The sequence below is a fragment of the Amycolatopsis sp. genome (assembly GCF_035546795.1).
Lineage (GTDB): Bacteria > Actinomycetota > Actinomycetes > Mycobacteriales > Pseudonocardiaceae > Amycolatopsis_E.
Genome location: NZ_DASZWC010000056.1, coordinates 1 through 23036 on the forward strand (window position 1 = coordinate 1; position 23036 = coordinate 23036).

Genomic DNA, 23036 nt, shown 5'->3' on the forward strand with positions numbered 1-23036 from the left:
GCCTCGAACCGCGCCCGGCTCGGCCTGAAGGGCCCCGGTCCCGAACCGCGCCCGGCCTCGAACCGCGCCCGGCTCGGCCTGAAGGGCCCCGGTCCCGAACCGCGCCCGGCCTCGAACCGCGCCCGGCTCGGCCTGAACCGCGCCGGTCCCGAACCGCGCCCGGCCCCGCCTGAACCACGCCCGGCCCCGCCTGAACCGCGCCGGTCCCGAACCGCGCCCGGTCCGCCTGAAGCCCGCCCCGCCCGAACCGCGCCCGGGCCCGCCCGTCCCGACCCCCGGAACCACTCAACTCAGTAGCTTCACCAGCTCCTCCCGGGCCAACTCGCCGCTGCCCGTCGGGTCCTTGCGGGCCAGGTGCAAAGCCAGATCCGCCGCCGGTGCGTCGAAGTACGGCGCCGCCTGGGCCGCGACGTCGGCCGGGTCCGTCGCCAGCCCGTGCGCGACGATCACCGCGACGGCGCCGTCCCAGAGCTTCGGCGAGTCGACGAGGTCGCGCACCGTGCGGATCGGCCGTTCCTCGACGGCCGGCTCGTCAACCGTCCAGGAGTGCCGCCCATGCCGCACGACCTCTGTACCCCCGGCGACCTCCGTACCCCCGGGCAAATGCACCGTCGCCCGGCTGCCGACCGGGACCGTGACCTCGACGGTCAGCTTCCCGTCCGCCCGCCGCCACGATACCGCGGCCTCGCCGTAGGGCGTGTCGTGCCGGGCCGAGGCGTGTGTCAAAGCCTTGTACGGCAACGGGTTCACCGTGATCTCCCGGTAACCGGGCGCCGCCGGGGCGAGGCCGGCGACCGAGCGGTGCATCCAGTCCGCGACGGCGCCGAGCGCGTAGTGATTGAACGAGGTCATCTCGCCCGGGTTGATGCTGCCGTCCGGCAACATGCTGTCCCACCGCTCCCAGATCGTCGTCGCACCCATCGTGACCGGGTACAACCACGACGGGCACCCCTTCTCCAGCAACAGCCGGTAAGCCAGGTCCGGCCGCCCGGCCGTCACGAGCGCGTCGGTCATCAGCGGTGTGCCGACGAACCCGGTCGCGATGCGGAAACCGTTACCGCGCACCAAATCCGCAAGCCGTGCTGACGCGTTCGCGCGCTGCGAGTCCGTGGGCAGCAAAGCCCATTCGAGCGCCAGCGCGTACGCCGTCGGGGCGTCCGAGAGCACGCGGCCTGTCTCTGTCACGTAGTGCCGCGCGAATGCTTCCCGCGTGCGGGCAGCCAAATCGGCGTAGTGCGACGGGTCCTTGCCGATCACGCGCGCGGATTCGGCCACGATCTCCGCCGAGCGGGCCAAGTAGGCCGTGGCCACCACGTCCGGATAAGTCTTGGCGAGGAAGGGATTGTCGGGCGGCGCCGCCGGGTCGAGCCAGTCGCCGAACTGGAAACCGCCGGCCCACACGCCGTCCGTGGTGAGCGAAGCGATCTTGTCCACCCAGGCGCACATGCTGTCGTACTGCCGCTCGAGAATCGACGCGTCGCCATACCGCTGGTACAACACCCACGGCACAACGGCCGCGGCATCGCCCCAGGCCGTGGCGGTCGGCTCGCTGTCGTAGAGCACGTCCGGGATCACGTACGGCACCGCACCGTCCTTGTGCTGGTCGACCGCGAGGTCCGCGAGCCAGCTGGACAGGAAACCCGCGGTGTCGAACAGGAAACTCGCGGTCGGCGAGAACACCTGGATGTCCCCGGTCCAGCCGAGCCGCTCGTCGCGCTGTGGGCAGTCCGTCGGCACGTCCAGGAAGTTTCCGCGCATACCCCACACCACGTTCCGGTGGAACTGGTTGAGGTCCTCGTCCGAACATTCGAACCAGCCGGTGCGCCGGAGATCGGTGCCCACGACGACGGCCTCGGCGGTGACCTCCGCGGCCCCGCTGACCTCGGCATACCGGAACCCGTGGAACGTCAGGCTCGGCTCCAGCACGTGCTCGCCCGCGGGCAGCAGATAACTGTCCGTCGCCTTCGCCGACCGGAGCGGGCGCACGCCGAGTTCGCCGTTCTCCAGCACTTCCGCATGGCGCACGGCGACCTCGCCCGGCCCGCGGACGCGCAGCCGCACCCAGCCGACCACGTTCTGCCCGAAGTCCACCAGCGTCTTGCCTGACGGCGACTGCCACACCCGCACCGACGGCAGCACCTCGGTCACCCGCACCGGCGGGCCCTCCGGCGCGACCAGCCTGCTCTTGTCCGCCTCGATCACCTCGACAGCGTCCACAGTGGACTCGACCGGCCCGAGATCGGTGCGCTGTCCGTCATACAGATCGTCGGCCAGGATGCCGCTGGCGTGCGCGGACCACTGTTCGTCGGTGCCGATCACCTCGGTGGAGCCGTCTTCGTAGGTGACTTCCAACTGCGCCAGCAGCGCCAGCCGGTCGCCGTAGAACGCGCTTTTGCCCGACCACGTGAGCCGGCCGCGGAACCAGCCGTTGCCCAGCAACACATCCAGTGTGTTCTCGCCTTCCCGCAGCAGTGCGGTGACGTCGTGCGTCTGATAGCGCAGGCGGTGCTCATACGAAGTCCAGCCCGGGGCCAGCACCTCGTCGCCGACACGCGCGCCGTTCAGCGTCGCCTCGTAAACGCCGTGCGCGGTCGCGTACAGCCGGGCCGATTTGATGCCCAGGCGCAGCGTCACCGTCCGGCGCAGGATCGGGGCCGGGCGGTCCTGCACCGGGCTGACGAACTGAGCCGACCAGTCGTCCGGCGACAGCAGGCCGGCCTCCACTGTGGACGGTTCGCTCCAGTCCGACCACTGCTCCCCGGACGCGACCCGGACGCGCACCTCGGCCCGCTCCCGCGCGGCCAACGGCTCGAACGGCCAGGGCACCAGCACCTGCTCCGCCGAGTCCACCCGCACCACTGTGCCGCCGGATTCGACTTCGTAGGCCGTCTGCGCCCACTCCGGATCGTCGGTGCTCACCTGCCAGGACAACCGTGGCGTGGCGGTTCCGACGCCGAGGGCGCGGTCGCGGTGCTCGAACCGAACGGGACTGACAGTCATGGCCTCTCTCCGTACTCGATGAGCCGCACCGGCCCGAACAATCCGGTGCGGACCTGCCCGGCCGCGACGGCCGTGGTCGGGGAGGCGTCGTCGAGATACCCGGCGAGGGTGCCCCGCACGACGACCTCCAGTTCGTTTTCCCCGGCACGCAACGCGTAGGTGACATCCGCGCGCCACGGCGCCCAGACGAGCCGGTCGACGAGCACGCCGTTGACCAGCACGTCCGCGGTACCGCGGACAGCACCGAGATCGAGCAGCACGCGCCCGCCGGGACCGCGGAACGTGGTGCGGTAGCGGACCTGCCCGCCCAGCGCCCGCAGTCCGAGGTCTTCCCAGCTCAGCAGGGTTGTTTCGGCCTCGGCGACCTCGACCTCGATCGCGGAATCCAGCAAGGCCCCGCCACGACGGCCGTCCACAGCGGTGATGCGCAGGACGACCGGGGTGCCGGCGGGCAGCGGCTCGGACAGCCGGACGCGCTGCTCCACCGGTTTGTACTCGGCGTCCCCGATCCGCACCACGAGGTCGAGGTCGGTGGGGACGCGCATCGCCGTCGTGCCCAGCGGGGCCGCGAAGCGCAGCTCTTCGACGCGCTCGCCGCTCGGCCGTGCGTCGGGAATGACCGGGATGACCACATCCCCCTGCGCCGCACCGGGTTCGAGCCAGTGCGCGCCCGGCAGCGGATGCGGCCGCGGCCCCGCGCAGAGGAATCGCGGATCGCGGGTGTGCTTGCGGCGCACCGTGCCACCGGTCCAGTCCGGCCCGCTGAGCAGGCCCAGCCCCGGCCCGTCGACGGCCGCCACGGCGTCGCCGGTGAGCTCCAGCGAAACCGTGTTCTCGCCGATCCGCAGGACTTGGCGCAGCTCATAGGGGTGCACCCGGATCTCGCGATGCCCGGGATACGGGTTGAAGTCGCCCTGTTTGCCGACCTCGGTGCCGTTCACGAACACGCGGCAGGCGCCCTCGCTCGCGACGTGGATCGTCGTGTCGGCAGGGAGTTCGTCGAGCCGGAAGCGCCGCGTCAGTTCCGTGCCGGAGAGCCATTCCGGCCTGCGGTAAGCGTCGGGATCGGCGACCACGGCGAAGGACGCGCGCAAGGGGCCGTCCTCGTCCGCGGTGAACTCCAACTCCAGCGGCACCGTCCGGCCTGCCGTTTCCGCTGGTAGCGGGCTGAAGGTTTGGTAACCTCGGCCATCCGCCGCCAGCTCCCGCCCGTCGACGAGCACTCGCCGGGCCGCGCCGGATCCGACGGCGAGGAACAGCCCGGTGCGTTCGGGCAGCGGCAGGTGCGTCCGCACCCGCACCGTCTCCCCGGCGCCCACCTGCCGCCAGTCGAGGAACTCCTCGGGCACATAACCCTTGGGGCCCAAAGTGTCGTTGTGCACGGGGTCCTTGTGGATACCGCGTGAGAGCGACCATTCGACGCCCTCGGCGAACTCGCCGTACCCGGCGACGACCGTGCGGCCCTCGTGCTCCAGCCGCCACACCTCGATCGGCAGCATGCCCTTCCTCGTCGACGCGCCGAGATCACCGTCACCGTTGTCCAATGTGGACTCCGCAAGCGCGCGCCACGGACCGTCGAGCGTGGTGACTCCGGCCGGCGAGCCGAGCGGAGTGCGGGTCGGTTCGGGCAGATCGTCGCCGAATACCACGAGCGAAATCGGCCCGTCGTCGAACGGGACCTCGGCCACGCCGCCGGTCACCTTCAGCTCGGTGCGGGCACCGGTGCGCGGATCCCATTGCTGTGCATGCGAAGTCAGCCCCTCCACGCGGGCGACGCGCGTTGCGGGCGAGACGAAGTCGTAGCCGTTCTCCCGCAGCTGCCGCCAGTAGTCCTCCCACGGGAAGCCCGTGCTGGCCCAGTCGTCCTTGCCGAGCTGCACGATCGGGGCCTGCGTGCCGCTCTGCTCGTCGTGCGCCGTGAGCAGCAGAACGTTCGTACGTCCGTATCGCCGCAACAAGAACGGCGCGTCCGCGCGGACTTCCGGTTGCGGCAGCGAGACGTCCTCGGGGCGTTCGACCTGCGTCGCACCCTGCAGTCCTTCGGGCACCGAACCGACACAGACCACCGTACCGCCGATGGCGGCAAGCTCGGAAAGCCGTTGTGCGGCTTCGGGATTCAGCATCGTCACGTCGGGCAGGACGACGTTGCGGTAGGTCTCCTCGCCGATCCGGAGTCCGTTGTGGATGATCGTGCCACTCGCGATGGTGTGCTCGTCCAACGTGTCGTGGTCGATCCCGGCCTGCTCCAGGACACCGCGTTCTTCGGCGAACCAGGTGCTGACGCCGTTGAGCCGGTGGTAACAGGCAGCGGCGCGCTTCGCCGGTTCCAGTGGGCCATCCAGTGTCGTGAAGGCCTGCGCTGTCGTCGTCGGCGACGCCAGAATCGTGTCGCAAACGTGCGTGCCTCCGCTCAGCACGGAGCACAGCCGGGAAACGGCGGTGGAGAACTGGTGGTACGCGGGCCAATACGGCTGCCGCCAGCACGTCGACGGAGGCGCCCATTCCCACCAACCGCCGACCGTCGAGTAGTACACCGCATGCGGATCGTAAAGATTGGCGCCCCGACGAAGGAACGGCGCGAGCCAGTCGTAGGTCTCTTCCAGCGAGCCGCCCCAGCCCGAAGAGTGGAACGCCTCGATCCATGTGCGCGGGCGGCCGTGCGCGTGCGCGAGTGAGCTGTGCACCTTCGGGTCACCCCAGTGGTCGCTGCCCGGCGCGCCGAAACCCGAATGTGTGCCGAGGTAGTCGCCGTAGACCTGCACCCCGCCGACCGGATCGCCTTCGCGCGCCGGGGAAGCCTGGTCGAAACCGCAGATCAGGCCGCGGTCGGCGAACCACGAGTCCAGCGGGTCGAAGAAGGCGCGCCGGGCGAGCCTGGCGCGATGCTCGTGGTAGTCGCGACGGACCCGGGCCGACTCTTCGTCCTCGCCCTCGAACAATGCGGGTAGTGCGAGTTCGTAGCCGTAGTGCTCGGTGAAGGTCTCCGCGAAATCGCGGCCCCACGTCGGCATGGCCGGCAGTTCGTCCTGGAAGAAGCCGGGGATGACGGTGCCGAACCAGCGGCCGACGGTCCGTTCGAGCGTGCCGTGCACCTTGTCCAGCAGTGCCGCGCAGGCTTCGGCGTTGAAATAGTCGAATCCGCTGACCTTGTGCCCGATTCCGGTGCTGTCGCGGCAGAGCGCGAGCCCGGCGAACTCCGGGTTCGCCGCGGTCAGCCTGCCCTGGAAGTTCGCGCCGGAGAAGCCGATCTGGTCGTACATCCAGAGGTGAAAACCCAGCTCGGCGGCGTCGGCGCAGGCGCCGTCGAGCAGTTCTGTCCATTCCGGACTGAGAAAGGGCGGATCATCCGCCACCGAGCCGAACATCGGGCCGGTGGGCGCCAGGCACATCACCACGGCCTGCCGGACGCCCTGCGCCGTCAGTCGTTCCATCTGGCGCCGCAGCCGGTCCCGGGTCACCCTGGCCCCGCTCCACCACCAGATCGGTAGCGGCGAGAACTCGGGGCCAGGGCTGGTGAACCGTTGGAGCAGACTCATGCGGCAACCCGCTCCGTCTGGATCTGTTCCAGCGACTTGCCAGCGGTGTTCGGCATGAAGAAGAACCCGACCACGCCGCTGATCAGCAGGCACCCGGCCAGCAGCGCGGCGACCGGTCCGATACCGGTGCTCGCCAGCGTCGGCACGAAGAAGCTCCAGACACCCAGGAACGTCCGCGCGATGCCGAAGGTGAAGCCCTGCGCGGTGCCACGCAGCATCGTCGGGAACAGCTCCTGGCTGAAGATCTTGTACACCGCTTCGCCCGCGAACGCCGCGCCCACACCGAACAGCAGGATGTTGGCGATGATCACCGGGATGGCGAACGGGAAGATCAGGTACGCCACGAACGCGAGTACCTGCATCACCGCGCCGGCGGCCCACATCTTCTTGCGGTTCAGATGCCCCTTGTCCACCAGCCGCATGAACGGAATCGTGGCGAGGCCACCGATCACGAACCCGGCACAGCCCAGCGCGACGCTCGCGGCCTGGCTGCCGGCGTGCAGCGTCTTGATGATGTACGGGGTGAAGATGCCGTTCGTGCCTGCCGCGATGTTCCAGAACAGGTAGATCGTCGCGGTCCAGACCACTGCCTTCAGGTTCGGCCCGGAGAACAGCGCGCGCAGCCGATGCTTGACCGGCTCCTGGGAAGCGGCCTGCCAGCGGGCGGATTCCGCGAGCCCCCGGCGCAGCCCCCAGGTGACGAGCGCGACCACGAACAGCATCCCGAACACGATCCGGATCCCGAGCAGGTCCAAAGAGGACAGTGCCAGTGCCATGAGCAGCACGACGACTGGTCCCGCGTTCCAGGCGATCTGGGTGAAACTGAGCAGTTTCCCGCGATGCTTGGACGGGGAGAACTCGCCGACCAGCGCGAGTGAGGTCGGTACGTCCGCGCCGACCGCGAGCCCGACGACGAAGGTGCCGATGAACAGCATCGGGGCGTTCACCGCGAGTCCGATGCAGGCGATGCCCAGCGCGTAGACCAGCAGGTCGTACTTGTAGATCCGCTTCCGGCCCAGTTTGTCGCCGAGCCGCCCGCCGATCACCGCGCCGATCGCGCAGCCGATGGCGTTCGGCCCGATCGCGGCGAGTGCGCCCACCGCGTCGTCGCTCAGGCCGAGATACGCCTGGAAGAGGGCCAGCCCGGAACCGAGGGCCACGATGGATCCGGCGTCGAGATAGGAAGCCATCCCGGCGAGTACGGACCATTTCCACTGTTCACGGGTGACAGCGTCACCGTCTTCGGCCGGAGTCAGGCCGACGGTCTCCGGGGATGTCATGTGTGCCTCCTAGTCGGCATTGACGTAGGTCACAAATTGAAACGTATTAATCGGTGAGAGTAGCCAAAGGTGTCCACTGGCACAAGGCCCGTTTTCCGATCTGAAGGAAATCAATGAATCGTTTCACGGCGAGTGACGGGAACGCGGACGCAGGGTGCCCGCCGGAGCCGTCCGGATGGCTCGCGGACGCCGGTCAAGCGCCCCAGCCGGCCTGCGTGCCGCCGACTCGCTCGGCGACGATCCGCTCCTGGTAGCCGGAGCGCCGGTACGCGGCGACCGGATCGGGATCGAGCCCCGCCTCGGCCCGCAGTTCCGCCAGCAACGGCCGCACGTCGGTGTTGTAGGCATCCATGATCACGTCGTTCGCCGCGATGACGTCGCCGGAACGCTGCGCCTCGCCGAGCGCGACGCGGTCCACGAGCAGCGCCTTCGCGGTGGCTTCCTGGACGTTGCAGACCGACCGGATCTGGCCGGGGATCTTCGCCTCGATGTTGTGGCACTGGTCGAGCATGAAGGCCACGCCGGCCGCCGGGTCGTAGCCGCCGCCGCGCACGACCTCGTACATGATGCGGAAGAGCTGGAAGGGATCCGCGGCGCCGACCATCAGATCGTCGTCGGCGTAGAACCGCGAATTGAAATCGAAGGCGCCCAGTTTCCCGGCGCGCAGCAGGAACGCCACGATGAATTCGATGTTGGTGCCGGGGGCGTGGTGCCCGGTGTCCACGCATACCGCCGCCTTTTCGCCCAGTTCCAGGCAATGCGCGTACGAAGTGCCCCAGTCCGGCACGTCGGTGGTGTAGAAGGCGGGTTCGAAGAGTTTGTATTCCAGCAGTAGCCGCTGGTCGTCGCCGAGGCGTTCGTACACCGCGTGCAGGGCCTCGGCGAGCCGGTCCTGCCGGTCGCGGATGTCGTCCTGGCCGGGATAGTTGGTGCCGTCGGAGAACCAGAGCTTGAGATCGGCCGAACCGGTGGCGTCCATGATGTCCACGCAGTCCAGCAGGTGCGCCAGTGCCTTGCGGCGGATCCGCGGGTCCGGGTTGGTGACGCTGCCCAGTTTGTAGTCGTCGTCCTGGAACACGTTGGCATTGATCGTGCCGAGGCCGACGCCCGCGTTTTCCGCGTATTTGGCGAGCTTGCCGTAATCGTCTACGCGGTCCCAGGGAATGTGCAGGGCGACAGTCGGCGCGACGCCGGTGAAGGCGTGTACCTGCGCGGCGTCGTCGATCTTTTCCTCGACGGTGCGGGGCACTCCAGGCTGTGCGAACACCTTGAAGCGGGTGCCGGAGTTTCCGTAGGCCCAGGAAGGGGTTTCGATGCGCTGATCGCGCAGAAGTGCCTTGATGTTCGCGCCCATATCGTCTCCACAGTGAGCGATTTCCGGCTTCTTGAAACGTTTCATGTTCATGATAGGCTTGGCCGAGGACTTGAGCAAGGGGGCCAATGGTCGGCATCAAGGAAGTCGCCCGCCGCGCGGGTGTTTCCATCGGCACGGTGTCCAATGTGGTCAATCGGCCACACGTGGTCTCGGCCGCCACCCGCACGCGCGTGCTGTCGGTGATCGAGGAGCTGGGTTACGTCCGCGACGAATCCGCGCGGCAGCTGCGGGCGGGCCGCAGCCGCATCATGGCGTTGCTGGTGCTCGATCTCGGCAACCCGTTCTTCGTGGATCTCGCCCGCGGCGCGGAGGAAGCCGCGCACGACGAGGGCCTCAACGTGATCACCTGCAACAGCGGCCAGCGGGTCGATCTGGAGACTTCGTACCTGGCGATGCTCGCGGAACAGCGGGTGCGCGGGGTGCTGATCAGCCCGGTGGACAGCACGGGTGAGTCGCTGCAGACGTTCCGGCGCCGCGGCATCCCGTACGTGCTGGTGGACCGGAATGTGCCGGTGTCGGAGGCGAGTTCGGTGTCGGTCGACGACGTCGCGGGCGGTGCGCTGGCCGCGCGACATCTGCTGGAGACAGGGCACACCGACATCGCGTTCGTGAACGGGCCGACGATCCTGACCCAGTGCCGCGAACGTGAAGAAGGCGTGCGTTCGGCGCTCGCCGATTCCGGTGTGCGGCTTTCGGTACTGGAGACGGGGGCGCTCGACGTGCCGTCCGGGCGGGACGCGGGCGCGCGGCTGCTCGGCATGAGCCCGCGGCCGACGGCGGTGTTCTGCGCCAACGACCTGCTCGCGCTCGGCGTGTTGCAGGCGATGGTGACGGCCGGGGTGCGGGTCCCGTCGGAAATGGCGATCGTCGGCTACGACGACATCGAGTTCGCGGGCGCCGCCGCCGTTCCGCTGACGTCGGTCCGCCAGCCGGCGAAACGGCTCGGCCGCACCGCGGCGGAGCTACTGATCGCCGAAACCACCGAGCGTGACGAGCCCGTCGAGCACCGCGAGGTCGTCTTCAAACCGGAGCTGGTCGTCCGCGCGTCCACTCGGCTCCGTCGCTGATCGGCGCCAACCGCCGTAGCCTGAACGAGTGGACGAGCTCGAGGGCGAGACCCGGGAACAGCGGATCGCCCGCAACGTCACCGACCTGCTGAGCGAGCTGCGCGTCGCGCAGGCCGGGGTCCAAATCCTGTTCGGTTTTCTGCTGTCGGTGGTGTTCACCGCGCAGTTCCGCGAGGCCAGCGGCTTCGAAAAGGGCATGCACCTCGTCGCCGTCGTGCTCGCCGCGTCGGCCACCGCGTTGCTCACCGCACCCGTGGCGTGGCACCGGCTCCTGTTCCGCACCGGCAGCCGCGACGCCATCCTCCGAGCAGGCAACCGCGCCGCCTTGCTGGGACTCGTGTGCCTCGCCGCGGCGGTCACCGATACCGTCGCCCTGATCGCGAAGGTGGTCTACGGCCCGATCGCGATGGCCGTCGTCGGCGGGCTCGTCGGCATCGGATTCATCGTGACGTGGTTCGTCATCCCGCGGTTGATTTCCGGCGCCCGTCCGTAACGGTTTCAATGAACCGCCTCCGGACTCCCGGTGCGTCGATAAACTGCTGCTCCTTGCCTTGTTCCTATTCGGAGGTCTCCTTGACCCGGCTCACCGCATTCCTCGCCTGGTCCACCCAGGCCGGCTCACCGGACGCCGTGAAGAAGGCGTTGTCGGTGATGAAGAACAAGCTCGGTGAGCACGGCTTCGACTATTACGACTGGAACGAGAACCAGAGCGTCAACAAGGACATCGGCGCGAAGGTGTCCGATGAACTGCTGAAATCCGATCTGGTCATCCTCGAGGGCAGCAAGCAGCGCCCGAACCTGGCGTACGAGGTCGGCTTCGCGCACGCTCTGCACCTGCCGCTGGTGGTGATCAAGCAGACCGGCTCCGAGCGGCTGCCGGAGAACTTCGGCGAGCCGGACTACCTCTCGTACCCGGCCGACATCGGTGACGAAAACGGTTTCAAGACCTTCGAGGCCCGCTTCGCCGACTGGCTGGGCAAACTGGCCGCCACCACGCTTTCCCCCGGCCAGCGTTCGGCGCGTCGTGGCCGGAACTCGCTCAACGAGCAGATCAACAAGTTCATCGACGGCTACCCCGAGGAACACGCCAGCCTGCACCTGCTCGGCGGCTGGGCCGGCGCGCTCGCCCACGAGCTGGATTCCGGCGGCGCCTCGCAGCTGGTCGTCGACGCCGACTACTACCTGCCCAGCTTCTCCAGCCTGCGCGGCTGGGATGGCGGGCAGGTGCGGGCGATCGCCGACCTCACCGACGAGACCGAGGAGTTCTGGACCCCGGACCACCCCGAGGAAATGACCGCGAACGTCAGCGAACGTGTCTTCCTCATCGACTGGTCCTGGTTCTTCGAGAACGAGGACAAGCTCGCGCGGCAGATCGACCTGTGGAAACGGCATCAGGCCCGGCACCGCGACGGCCCGTACGAGATCTTCATCGCCGCCAAGGAGGAGCTGCGGCCGGGCGAGGTGCACCCGATGGGGCCCTCGGCTGTCGGGCACCACCTGCTGCTGCTCGACCCGGACCTGATCGGCGGCTACCGGCCCAACCCCGGCCGTATCGACAGCCGTCAGCTGGTCATCGAGCGTAACTCGCTGCGGTTCGCCAGCGCGGCCCAGTTCTACGACTCGATCAAGTCCCGTGCCGTGCGGTTCGAGCCGAACATGAAGGCGGCCGACCTGCGCCGCGCCTGGGTCGCGCGCAACGACATCGGGCACTGGGACGAGGACTGGACGAGCGAGACCGAGTTCCGTTCGCCGGACTACTTCGACTCCTACGAGCGGCATATCCGCTGCTGGATCCCGCGCTACGCGCAGATGATCCGGGACAGCGCGGCCACGGTGTTCCGCGAGATCCTGCGGATCTACGCGGACAGTATGCGCTCGGTGGACGTGCTCGAAATCGGCTACGGCACCGGCAGGCTGACCAGCGAGATCGTGCCGTGGATCCGCAACATCAACCGCCCGTTCTACGACCTGGAGCACCACGGCCCGGTGCGGCAGTACCGCGGCGTCGACCGCGCGGAGCAGATGGTCGAGTTCGCGCGCGAGCGGCTGATGCCCGAGCAGCAGACGGGCCTGGACATGCGGCTCGTCCGCGGCACCGCGTGGGAGGACGTGGACGGGCGCTACGACGTCGTGTTCGGCTCGCTGGTGATGCACTTCCTGATCGGCCCGGACCCGACGGACGAAACGCTGGACGAGTTCTTCACGAACTGCGCCGAGCACACCACCGAGGACGGCACGCTGATCTTCGCGGACGTGTTCGGGGTGAACGGGGACCGCCGGGGTGCTTCGGCGATGGAGAAGTGGCGCGAGTGGATGGTGCGCTACGGACTCGCGGAGGACAAGGTCGAGGGCTACATGGCCGGCAACACCGACATGACCAGCGCGGCCCCGGTTTCCTTGCTGCGCAAGGCAGCTGAGACGCACGGGTTCAAGACGCGGGTGAAGGTGGTCGGCGCGCCGACGCTGCCGTTCCGGATCGTGGTCTTCCAGAAGGACCGGCCCGGCAAGGACTGAGCGCTACAGCCGCGAACCCGCCAGGTAGGCGGCGGCCTGCGTGCGGGCGACGGCGGAGACGGCAGACGGCGGGGGCAGGAATTCCGGGTGGTGCAGGGGGCGCGGGCGGAAGCCGGGCGCTTCGTGCAAGCCGACGAAGGCCATCAGCGCCGGGCCGAGCCGGTGCAGGTGCGCGAAGTCGTCCCCGCCGCACGAACGCCACGGCGGTGCGACTGCCAAGCCGACCGTCGGTGCGAGTGCCGCTGTCAGCTGTGCCAGGCGTTCGTCGTTCACCAGCGGCGGCTCGCTCTTCGTGAAGCGCACCGTTGCCGTGCAGCCGTGCGCCCGGGCCACCGCCTCGACCGTCGAGACGACCACTTCGCGCAACACAGCCTGATCGGCCGCGTCCAGCGCGCGCAGCGTCGCCCATGCTCGCGCACGCGGCGGGATCACGTTCTCCGAAGTCCCTGCTTCGATCTTCCCCACCGTCAGCGCGGCCGCGTGGGTCGGGTCGATCCGCCGCCCGACCACCGTATGCAGCGTGACGACCACCTGCGCCAGCGCCAGCACCGGATCCGCCGCCAGATGCGGATAAGCGCCGTGCCCGCCGAGCCCGTCGACCACGATCTCCGCCGCGTCCGAGGCCGCGTTCACCGCGCCCGGCTCCACGCCGATGGATCCCCATGCGAGCAACGGATGCAGATGCGCGGCCACCACAACGTCGAAACCGCTCGCCAGCTCGGGTTCTTCGAGTAGCGCGACCGCCCCGGACGGATGCCGTTCTTCGCTGGGCTGGAAAACCGCGGCGAACGGCGCCGGGAGCTCGTCGCGCATCCGGTATGCCGCCCGTGTGACGGCCACCAGCGCCGCGAGATGCACGTCGTGCCCGCAGGCGTGCATATGCCCGTTGGCCGAAGCGAAGGGCGCGCCCGTCTCCTCGGGGATTTCCAGCCCGTCGAGCTCGGCGCGCACGAGCACTCCGCGTGGCCCGCCGAACCGGGCCAGCAGGCCGGTTCCGGCCACGCGAACCGGTTCGACAGGCAGCGCCTCGGCGATCAGGGCCGCGGTGCGCACCTCGTGGAAACCGCTTTCCGGGACCGCGTGCAGCCGCTCCCGCAGGGCGGTCGCGGCGGGCAACTCGTCGTCGACTAGCCGCAGAAGTTGCTCCACACTGGACACGCCCTTGTTCTTACCGTGCGGAGAGCTCGTTGACGTCACGACCGGCTGTGCTGATCCGTGTCCTCTTCGCCGTACTCGCGGTGGGTTCGCTCGTGCTCGGCTACCTCGGCCTCGCCGAGTACCTGGCGCATTCGGACCAGTTCACGCACCGGCCGATCGACCTCGTCTACTACGACCTGCAGCTCTTCGTGATCAACTCCGGTCCGGTCACCAACGGCGGGCCGTACCCGTGGCCGCTGGAACTGAGCCGGTTCCTGACCCCGGCCGTCACCGGTTACGCCGTGATCGAGGCGGCCCGGCTGCTGTTCGCCAGCGAGATCGCCCGGTTGCGGGCACGCCGCCGGGAAGGACACATCGTCGTCTGCGGCGAGTCGGTCGCGGCGCGCACGCTCGCGGCGCACCTCGGCGAGGCGGGGCACAGGGTTGTTTCCGTTGCCAGCGCGCGTAATGCCGGCACGCTGGACGCGGCCGGCCTCGCCCGCGCCGCGCGGTTGTACGCCTGCGCCGACGAGACTCCCGCGAACATCGCGACGGTGCTCGCCGCCAGCCAGGTGGACCGGAAGGTGCGCGCGCCGCTGGAGATCTACGCGCACGTCGCCGACCCCGAGCTGGGCGACGCGTTGCGCGGTGGTCGCTGGCAGGCCGGGCTGGAGGTCGACTTCTTTTCCCTCGACGGCGTGGCCGCCAAAGAGGTGGTTCAGGCCGAGCCGCCGGACGGCGCACGGCTCGTGGTGATCGGGCTGAGCGGCTTCGGCCGGGCGCTGTTGCTGGAGCTGGCGCGACGCGCGGACCGGGCCGGGAACGGCCCGGTGAAAGTCACCGTTGTGGACACCGACGGGGACTCCGCGGTGGCCGAACTCCGCGCCCGGCACCCGTTTTTCGGCAAGGCCTGCACGGTCGAAGTGGTGCCTGTCTACCATCCGGAACCGGGTGCGCACCGGGTGTTCGTCTGTCACGATGACGAGGAACGGGCGCTCCGTGACGGCCTCACGGCGGCAGCTACGGTGGACGCGACCCGGGGTACTGTGATCGTCAGGATGGCGCAGCTGGCCGGCGTCGGTGAGATGATTGTCCAGCACGGTCAAGAGGACCGGCTGCGGTTCGTAGGAGTACTGGACATGGCGAGCGTGTATCTGTCCGAGCGGATCACCGATTCACTGGCGCGTGCCGTGCATCGGCGTTACCTGCGCGATCAGACCGCGCTGGGGCAGACGGCCGCGAGCAACCCCTCCCTCGTGAACTGGGACGATCTGCCCGAAACGCTGCGCGAAGCCAACCGTGCGCAGGCCGGGGACATCGAGCGCAAGCTGGAGCTGGTGGGTTGTGCCGCCGTGCCCAGCCTGGAAGAGGTGCCGTTCGCCTTCGAAGCCGCCGAGGTGGAGCGGCTCGCGGTGATCGAGCACGAGCGTTGGATGAAGGAGCGCCAAGCCGACGGCTGGCGCTACGGCCCGAAGCGGGACAACGAGCAGAAACTGCACCCCGACCTGCGGCCTTGGTCACAGCTGGGCGAGGAAGAACGGCAGAAGGACCGCAACGTGGTGCTCTCCCTGCCGGAGGTGCTGGCGGACGCGGGCTACCAGATCGTGCGCCGGGGTCAGCGGAAGCGGTAGATCACCGACCGCCAGACGATCGCCGTCGGCACACCGACGCAGAGCACGGTGCCGAGGACGATCAGGAACGAAGTGTGTGCCTGCGCACCGGCCACCATCAGGAACAATCCGCAGGCTATCGCGCAGAAGGCACCAAGGATCGCGAGAATCATGCTTGGAATCCGCATCGGACGCAGTTCGGACAACCGCTGCGCCAGGCGTGGATTCTCCTCGGCGAGCTGCCGCTCGATCTCGGACAGCCGCCGCTGCTCTTCTCCGTGAAGTGCCATGCCCGCACCGCCTCTTCCCTTTCATTATGAGCCGATGCCGGGCAGTTGTCATCGTGGCGATCTGTGTGAACTTTTTCCGGTTGTCGGGCAGTCGCTCACCGTGAGTAGGTACGATAACTTCGCGTTAACACTCTCGTGGGAACCGAAGGCGTAGGGGATGGCGTCTTTCCTGCGGGAACGAACCGCGCGTGACTTCACGGGCGGGTGAGGAGGGTGTACGACATGAGTGTGTCCCAGAAGGAGCTGGAGACCACCCCGATCTTCGCCGCGTTGACCGCGGAGTTCGGTGTCGAGCAGCTGGAGCAGCTCGTCGGCGGCAACGCCGAGCAGCCCGAAGAGGGCGAGGAGCAGGCCGGCTGAGGCCGCACTGCCGCGCCGTCGGCGCCACCGTGACCCGGGGGCGCCGGCGGTTCAGCAAGTGGCGGCCGTGACCCGGATGGGTGGTCGTGCCAAGCTGGCCTCATGATCGATGCGATGAGGGCCGGAACGATCACGATCACCGGGCACGGCGGTGACGAGATCGAGGCCTACCTGGCAACTCCGGAAGACGGCGCCTCGCACGGCGGAGTCGTCGTGATCCATCACATGCCCGGCTACGACGCCGCCACCAAGGAAATGGTGCGCAAGCTCGCGGTCAACGGCTACCAGGCGCTGTGCCCGAACCTGTACTCGCGGGAAGCTCCGGGCGCTGATCCGGACGACGCCGCGGCCACTGTCCGCGCCGCGGGCGGCGTGCCGGACGACAGGCTGGTCGGCGACGTCGAGGGCGCGGCGAACTACCTGCGGTCGCTGGACGGGGCCAACGGCAAGATCGGCGTGATCGGGCACTGCTCGGGCGGCAGGCAGACGTTCCTGTCCGCGTGCAGCCTGCAGATCGACGCGGCCGTGGACTGCTACGGCGCCTTCGTGGTCGAAGACCCGCCTCCGAACATGGCTTCGATGAAGCCCCTGCTGGGGTTGGCTCCGCAGCTGTCGTGTCCGCTGCTTGGCCTGTTCGGCGCCGAGGACCAGCATCCGTCGCCGGAGGCCACGGCGAAGCTGAGCGCGGAACTGGACAAGCTGGGCAAGCCGCACGAATTCCACACCTATGACGGTGCCGGGCACTCGTTCTTCGCGGTGGACCGGCCCGCCTACCGCCCGGAAGCGGCGGTGGACGGCTGGAAGCGGGTCTTCGGCTTCTTCGGCAAGCACCTCTCGGCGTAAGGAGACAGCTCATGTGCACGTACCAGACCGAAAAGATCGAGATGACCGGCAGCGGGAAGTCGGCGCAGGGCTGGTTCAAGCTCTCGCACGCCACGGTCTACGTCGATCACCCGGTGCACGCGCCCTTCGGGCACACCGTGAACATCGACTTCATCAACCCCGGTGAGGGTCCGTCCGCGCGGGTGCCGGTGGAGCTGACCGAGGAGGCCGCGCTGGAGCTGGCCGACGCGATCCACCGCGCGATCGCCACCGCGCCCAAGGGGATGGCTTCGGTCAACCAGTGACCGTCCACGCGAGACTGTCCGTTTAGGACAGTCTCGCGTGCAGCTCCCGTTCCAGCTTCTCCAAGGAACGACCCCGTGTTTCCGGCACGTACCTCGCGACGAACGTGATCGCCAGTACGCCGAGCGCGACGAAGATGAAGAAGGTGCCGGAAATGTGGATGGCGTCCACCAGCACCGGGAACAACAGGCCGACCGCGAAGTTGGTCAGCCACAACACCAGCGCGCATACGCCGAAGCCGAAACCCCGCATCCGCAGTGGAAAGATCTCCGAGAGCATCAGCCAGGTCACCGGCGAGATCGCGCCCTGCTGGAAGGCCAGGAACGTCACGGTCAGCGCCAGTATCACGAACGCGCGCCCGATGCCTTCCGGTAGCAGTAGGGAGAACACGCCGATCAGCAACAGCGCGCTGGTGGTGCCCACCTGTCCGGTGAGCAGCATCGGGCGCCGGTTCTTCTTGCCGAGCAAATAGATTCCGACGAACGTCGCGGCCACGGAGATCACCCCGTTGGCGATGTTCGCGGTGAGCGCGGCGTCCGCGGAGAAGCCGGCGTCGGTCAGGATCTGGGTGCCGTAGTACATGATCGAGTTGACCCCGGTGATCTGCTGCACGATCGCGATCCCGATGCCGATGCACACCAGCCGCCGGAGCCAGGGGGCGGTCAGGTCCGCCCAGCCGCCCCTCTTGGCTTCCTCGTCGCGCGCCGCCAACTCCCGCACCTCGGCCAGCTCGGCTTCGGCGCGCCCGGCCGGGCGGATCTGCCGCAGCACTTCGAGCGCGTCGCCGAAGCGCTGTTTGGAAGCCAGCCAGCGCGGGCTTTCCGGCATCGCGAGCATGCCGAGCCAAAGCGCCACCGCGGGCAGGGTGGCGATGACCAGCATCCACCGCCAGACTCCGCCCGTTTCGCCGAACAGGTTGCCGATCACGGCATTGCACGAGAACGCGAGCAGCTGCCCCGAGACGATCATCAGCTCGTTCTGGGTGACCAGCCTGCCGCGGCGCTGCGCCGGCGAGACCTCGGCCAGGTACGTCGGCACGGCCACCGACGCGCCGCCGACGGCGAGCCCGAGCACGAACCGGCAGCCGACCAGCACGGCTGTGTCCGGCGCGACACTGCAGCCGATGGTGCCGACCAGGAAAACCACTGCCAGCAGCAGGATCATCCGCCTTCTGCCACGCCTGTCCGCCAGCCGCCCCGTGCACACGGCGCCCAGTGCGGCGCCGAGCAGCAGCGAGCTGGTGACCAGACCTTCGGTGAACGCGGACAGCCCGAGGTCGGCCTTCATGTACGGCAGCGCGCCGTTGACCACTCCCGTGTCGTAACCGAACAACAGTCCGCCGAACGTGGCGACAATCGTGATCAGCCGCAGCCTGCGATCGGTTTGCGGGCGCGTTTGCACCCCGTCTTCTTTGACGTGTGTCATAATCGCTCTTCCGTTATACGGACAATTCCTTGCTCACGCGTTCGAGCATGGTTCTTCCCGATTCCACCGCGCGTTCTTCCCACGCGAAAACGCACACAGTGGCCACCCCGTCGAATTCCAGTTCACGCAGGGTGCCGAAGAACTCCGGCCAGTTCACCTCGCCCTGGTCGATATCGAGGTGCTGATGGATCCGCGCCGGGGTGCCGGGCGGGTTCAGGATGTAACGCAGGCCGGACGAAGCCTTGTGGTTGAACGAATCCGCGATGTGCACGTGGCGAAGCGTGTTGCCGGCGTAGTGCATCATCCGCGCGATATCGCCCGTGCCGTCCGACAGGTGGAAGGTGTGCGGGGCGCAGTAAAGGTAGTTCACCCAGGGCCTGTTGATGGCCCGGACGAGATCCACGGCCGGATCGTTCAGCTCGCAGAAATCGTCCGGATGCGCTTCCAGGTTCAGCGCGATTCCCTCACGCTCGAAGATGGGGAGCAGTTCTTCCAGCGAACGCCAGAAGGCCGCCTCGCTTTCCGCTGCCCGTTCCGGTCTGCCGTTGAACTCGGAGTTCATCAACTCGCAGCCGAGTTCGGCGGTCACCTCGATCATCCGCTTCCAGTAGCGGACCGCGGCCTGCCGTTCCGTTTCGTCCGGGCTGGACCATTTGTACAGTGGCAGCACGCTCGCCAGTTGCACTCCGGTTTCGCGTAGCACGGCTTTCAGTTCCGCGACTTTTTCGTTGTCCGCGCGCGGGTGCAGGAAGAACGGCATGAACTCCTCGCGCGGGGAGAGTTCGATGTGCTCGTAACCGATATCGGCGACCGTGCGCACCATTTCCGTCATCGGCAACGCGCGCAACATGTACGGGTCGAGGGCGATTTTCATCTCAGCTCCCGTAGAACGCGGGACGGTCCTTCAAATCCACTGACACGACCCGGCCGGAATGCAGGGCTTCGGTGGTCGCGTCGCTGATCACGGCGGTGGCGTAGCCGTCCCAGGCGCTCGGACCGGCCAGCCGACCGTCCTCAATGGACGCCACCCACTCGACGAACTCCCGGTCGAAGGCCGCGGCGAAGCGCTGCTTCCAGTCCTGCAACACGCCCGTGCGCAACTGCCCCGCGCCGCGCACCCAAACGTCGGCCGGATCGGGCAGCCGCACCGTGCCGGTCTCACCGACGGTTTCACACTGGATGTCGTAGCCGTACTGGCAGTTGACGAACACCTCCAGGTCCACCCGCACCCCGCTCGCCGTCTCGAACAGCATGAACTGCGGGTCCTGCAGGTGCTCGAACCGCCGGGAAGTCTTGCGCGGCTTGATGACCTGCGCGGACACGATGTCCTCGGCCAGCAGCCAGCGGATGATGTCGAACTCGTGCACCGCGGTGTCCTGCACCGCCATGTCCGAATGGTACGACTCGGGTGAGCTCGCGTTCCGGTGCGCGCAGTGCATCATCAGCGGGGCACCGATCTCGCCACTGTCGAGCACCTGCTTCATCGCGCGGTAGCCGGCGTCGTACCGGCGCATGAACCCGACCTGCACCAGCCGCCGACCGAACGCCTGCTCGGCTTCGACGATGCGCAGGCAGTCCTCTGCTGTGGTGGCCAAGGGTTTTTCGCAGAACACGTACTTGCCTGCTTCGATCGCGCCCAGCACGTACTCGGCGTGTGTGGGCCCCCAAGAGGTGACTACTACGGCATCCACAAGCTGATCGTTGATCACATCGTGGCCTGTGGACAACGCGCGGGCATTCACACCCGAGGCGACCTCCTGCGAGCGAGCGGTATCCACATCCGTCACCGCGACCACGTCGGCGCCGGTGACCACGTCGGTGATCCGGCGGATGTGGTCCTGGCCGATCATCCCGGCGCCGATCACCCCGATGTGCACAGTCATGCGCTCGCTCCTGGACGGGTGGTGCCGGACAGTCCACAGCTGCCGAGGTACTCACGGGTGCGGACGGCGATGGGCAGCGGTACTTCGGGCGCGCACGGATACAGATCCTGTTCTACGATCACGAACAGCCTCGCGTCCAAAGTAGACAACTCGGTGACGATCTCGGCGGGGTTCGGCACGCCTGCGGGCGGTTCGACGCACACACCGCGCTTCACCGCCTCGCCGAAGCTGAGGTTCTCGGCGTGGACCTGGTCGAGGATCGCCGGGTCCATCTGCTTGATGTGCACGTATCCGATCCGCTCGCCGTACCGGCGGATGAGGTCGATGTTGTCCCCGCGGCCGTACGCCACGTGCCCGGTGTCCAGGCACAGGTTCGCGTAGCGGGAGTCGCTTTCGTTGAGGTAGCGCTCGATCTCGGCCTGGGTCTGGATATGGCTGTCCGCATGTGGATGCAGGCAGAGCCGGACGTCGTACTCGTCCAGCAGGATCTTGCCAAGCTCGCTGGCGCGGCTGCCGAACGAGGCCCACTGCGGGGCGGTCAGCTCGGGAGACTCGGTCAACGCGCCGGTCTTCTCGTCACGGTACATCGTCGGGATGAACACCAGGTGGTGCGCGCCCGCCGCAGCCGTCAGCTCGGCGATTTTCCTGGTGTGAGCGAGCATTTCGGCCCACTCGCCGGGCCGGTGCAGTGCGCCGAAGGTGGTACCGCCGGACACCTGCAAACCACGCTTGCCGACCTCCTCGGCCAGCACCTTCGGGTCCGTCGGCAGGTAGCCGTATGGGCCGATTTCGAGCCATTTGTAACCGGCTTCGGCCAGCTCGTCGAGGAAGCGGGCGTACGGGGTCTGGTGTTCGTCCTGGGGGAACCAGATCCCCCAGGAATCCGGTGCGCTGCCGAGGCAGAGGTTGCCGATGAGCGACGCCGTTGTCATTGCGAGTCCTCCTAGTTCGAGGTCGGGAAGTTGAAGGCGGCTTCGGTGTGTGGCCAGCGCGTGGTCACGACCTTGGCGCGGGTGTAGAAGCGGACGCCTTCGGGACCGTGGACGGGGCTGTCACCGATGAGCGAGTCCTTCCAGCCGCCGAAGGAGTAGTACGACATCGGAACCGGGATGGGCACGTTGACGCCGATCATGCCGACCTTGACCTCGCGCTGGAACTTCCGCGCCGCCTCGCCGCTGCCGGTGAAGATCGCGGTGCCGTTGCCGTAGGGGTTGGCGTTGATCAGCGCTATCGCCTCGTCCACGGTGTCAACCCGCACGATCCCGAGCACCGGACCGAAGATCTCCTCGCGGTACGCGTCCATTTCGGTGGTCACATGGTCCAAAAGGGACGGTCCGACGAAGAAACCCTCTTCGTGCCCTTCGACGGTGAGACCGCGCCCGTCGACCACCACGGTCGCGCCCTGCTCGCCGCCCTTCGTGACGGCGCCGACCACCCGCTCGCGCGCGGCCTCGGTGACCACGGGGCCCATGTCGTTGCTCGCGTCGTCGCCGGGGCCGACCTTGACCTCGTTCGCCTTGCGTGCCAGCACCTTGATCAGCTCGTCGCCGGCCTGCCCGACCGCGACGCCGACGGAAATCGCCATGCACCGCTGCCCGGCGGAGCCGAAAGCGGCGGCGGTCAGGTGGTTCGCGGCGAACTCCAGGTCCGCGTCCGGCAGTACGACGGCGTGGTTCTTCGCGCCGCCCAACGCTTGCACGCGTTTGCCCGCGGCTGTTCCGCGCTCGTGCACGTATTTCGCGATCGGAGTGGAGCCGACGAACGACACCGCCGCGATGTCCGGGTGATCCAGCAGCGCGTCGACCGCGACCTTGTCCCCGTTGACGACGTTGAACACGCCGTCGGGCAGCCCGGCTTCCGCGTACAGCTCGGCGACCAGGCGCGACGCGGAGGGGTCGCGCTCGCTGGGCTTGAGCACGAAGGTGTTGCCGGTCGCGATGGCGATCGGGTGCATCCACAGCGGGACCATGATCGGGAAGTTGAACGGCGTGATCCCGGCGACCACACCGAACGGCTGCCGGAAGTTGTGCACATCCACGTCCCGGGAGACCTGGTCGGAGAAGCTGCCCTTGAGCGCGTCGGCGATCCCGCAGGCGTACTCCACCACTTCCCGGCCCCGCACGATCTCGCCACGCGCGTCGTCGATGACCTTGCCGTGCTCGCCGGAGATGATCCTCGCCAGCTCGTCCTCGTGTCGCACCAGCAGCTCGCGGAAGGCGAACATCACCCTGATCCGCTGGGACAACGAGGAATTGCCCCAGGACTCGAAAGCCTTGCCCGCAGCGGCAACTGCGGTGTCCACATCGGACGACTCGGCGAGCAGCACGGAGGCCCGCTGCCGGCCGGTGGCGGGGTTGTAGACCGGCGCGGTGCGGGTGGACCCGGCGGAGGTCGCCGCGCCGTTGATCCAGTGTTCGATGGTCTGCACTTCGCT

At 68.2% G+C, this 23036-nt stretch carries 18 protein-coding genes; 7 read left to right on the forward strand and 11 right to left on the reverse strand.

Translation table 11 applies throughout. From position 1 onward, the window contains the following. Window positions 1-285 precede the first annotated feature (285 nt). From VHD82_RS28750 to rhaI, 4 genes are all read right to left on the reverse strand, one after another. On the reverse strand, window positions 286-3000 hold the full coding sequence (locus VHD82_RS28750) for a glycoside hydrolase family 78 protein (RefSeq protein ID WP_325710893.1): 2715 nt from the start codon (window positions 2998-3000) through the stop codon (window positions 286-288). Next, window positions 2997-6536: a hypothetical protein gene (locus tag VHD82_RS28755; protein WP_325710896.1), complete on the reverse strand. Its 3540-nt coding sequence runs from the start codon at window positions 6534-6536 to the stop codon at window positions 2997-2999. The genes VHD82_RS28750 and VHD82_RS28755 overlap by 4 nt, the downstream gene beginning before the upstream one ends. Then, the gene (locus VHD82_RS28760) at window positions 6533-7816 is read right to left on the reverse strand and encodes an MFS transporter (RefSeq protein WP_325710899.1); all 1284 of its coding nucleotides are present in this window, start codon (window positions 7814-7816) and stop codon (window positions 6533-6535) included. Before VHD82_RS28760 ends, VHD82_RS28755 begins: the two co-directional genes overlap by 4 nt. A gap of 193 nt (window positions 7817-8009) precedes the next feature. Further along, on the reverse strand, window positions 8010-9170 hold the full coding sequence (rhaI, locus tag VHD82_RS28765) for an L-rhamnose isomerase (protein WP_325710902.1): 1161 nt from the start codon (window positions 9168-9170) through the stop codon (window positions 8010-8012). An 86-nt stretch (window positions 9171-9256) separates the two neighbouring features. Here rhaI and VHD82_RS28770 point away from each other — a divergent pair, with 86 nt between their 5' ends. From VHD82_RS28770 to VHD82_RS28780, 3 genes are all read left to right on the forward strand, one after another. Then, window positions 9257-10258 carry a LacI family DNA-binding transcriptional regulator gene (locus VHD82_RS28770; protein ID WP_325710905.1) on the forward strand — a complete coding sequence of 334 codons (1002 nt, stop codon included), beginning with the start codon at window positions 9257-9259 and terminating at the stop codon, window positions 10256-10258. A 28-nt stretch (window positions 10259-10286) separates the two neighbouring features. Beyond that, complete coding sequence (locus VHD82_RS28775; protein WP_325710908.1) at window positions 10287-10751, forward strand: DUF6328 family protein; 465 nt, start codon at window positions 10287-10289, stop codon at window positions 10749-10751. Between the two features lie 80 nt (window positions 10752-10831). Then, window positions 10832-12772, forward strand: a complete 1941-nt coding sequence (locus VHD82_RS28780) for a class I SAM-dependent methyltransferase (protein WP_325710911.1) — start codon at window positions 10832-10834, stop codon at window positions 12770-12772. A gap of 3 nt (window positions 12773-12775) precedes the next feature. Here the strand turns inward: VHD82_RS28780 and VHD82_RS28785 are convergent, their stop codons facing one another. Next, entirely contained in the window at window positions 12776-13930 is a 1155-nt protein-coding gene (locus VHD82_RS28785) for a M20 family metallopeptidase (protein WP_325710914.1), read from the reverse strand. A 29-nt stretch (window positions 13931-13959) separates the two neighbouring features. Between VHD82_RS28785 and VHD82_RS28790 the strand changes: the two genes are divergently transcribed. Then, the gene (locus VHD82_RS28790) at window positions 13960-15540 is read left to right on the forward strand and encodes a RyR domain-containing protein (RefSeq protein WP_325710917.1); all 1581 of its coding nucleotides are present in this window, start codon (window positions 13960-13962) and stop codon (window positions 15538-15540) included. Here VHD82_RS28790 and VHD82_RS28795 read toward each other — a convergent pair. Continuing rightward, window positions 15525-15809: a DUF3040 domain-containing protein gene (locus VHD82_RS28795; protein WP_325710921.1), complete on the reverse strand. Its 285-nt coding sequence runs from the start codon at window positions 15807-15809 to the stop codon at window positions 15525-15527. The two genes, VHD82_RS28790 and VHD82_RS28795, sit on opposite strands and share 16 nt — an antisense overlap. 222 nt (window positions 15810-16031) lie before the next feature. Here VHD82_RS28795 and VHD82_RS28800 point away from each other — a divergent pair, with 222 nt between their 5' ends. The 3 genes from VHD82_RS28800 (at window position 16032) to VHD82_RS28810 (ending at window position 17296) form a co-directional block, all read left to right on the forward strand. Next, a complete protein-coding gene (locus tag VHD82_RS28800) occupies window positions 16032-16169 on the forward strand; it encodes a hypothetical protein (protein ID WP_325710923.1) in 138 nt (45 codons plus the stop codon). Between the two features lie 102 nt (window positions 16170-16271). Beyond that, window positions 16272-17012, forward strand: a complete 741-nt coding sequence (locus VHD82_RS28805) for a dienelactone hydrolase family protein (RefSeq protein WP_325710926.1) — start codon at window positions 16272-16274, stop codon at window positions 17010-17012. An 11-nt stretch (window positions 17013-17023) separates the two neighbouring features. Further along, entirely contained in the window at window positions 17024-17296 is a 273-nt protein-coding gene (locus tag VHD82_RS28810; protein WP_325710929.1) for a DUF6295 family protein, read from the forward strand. Between the two features lie 22 nt (window positions 17297-17318). Here VHD82_RS28810 and VHD82_RS28815 read toward each other — a convergent pair whose 3' ends face one another. Genes VHD82_RS28815 through VHD82_RS28835 form a run of 5 tightly spaced genes read right to left on the reverse strand, consistent with a single transcriptional unit; the run spans window position 17319 to window position 23030 of the window. After that, window positions 17319-18719, reverse strand: coding sequence for a sugar porter family MFS transporter (locus VHD82_RS28815; protein WP_325710932.1), 1401 nt, complete (start codon window positions 18717-18719; stop codon window positions 17319-17321). 13 nt (window positions 18720-18732) lie between these two features. Beyond that, entirely contained in the window at window positions 18733-19593 is an 861-nt protein-coding gene (locus VHD82_RS28820; RefSeq protein WP_325710936.1) for a sugar phosphate isomerase/epimerase, read from the reverse strand. 1 nt (window position 19594) lies between these two features. Next, on the reverse strand, window positions 19595-20602 hold the full coding sequence (locus VHD82_RS28825; protein ID WP_325710939.1) for a Gfo/Idh/MocA family oxidoreductase: 1008 nt from the start codon (window positions 20600-20602) through the stop codon (window positions 19595-19597). Continuing rightward, window positions 20599-21534: a TIM barrel protein gene (locus tag VHD82_RS28830; RefSeq protein ID WP_325710942.1), complete on the reverse strand. Its 936-nt coding sequence runs from the start codon at window positions 21532-21534 to the stop codon at window positions 20599-20601. The genes VHD82_RS28825 and VHD82_RS28830 overlap by 4 nt, the downstream gene beginning before the upstream one ends. Before the next feature lie 11 nt (window positions 21535-21545). Continuing rightward, entirely contained in the window at window positions 21546-23030 is a 1485-nt protein-coding gene (locus tag VHD82_RS28835; RefSeq protein ID WP_325710945.1) for a CoA-acylating methylmalonate-semialdehyde dehydrogenase, read from the reverse strand. Between the last annotated feature and the right edge of the window lie 6 nt (window positions 23031-23036).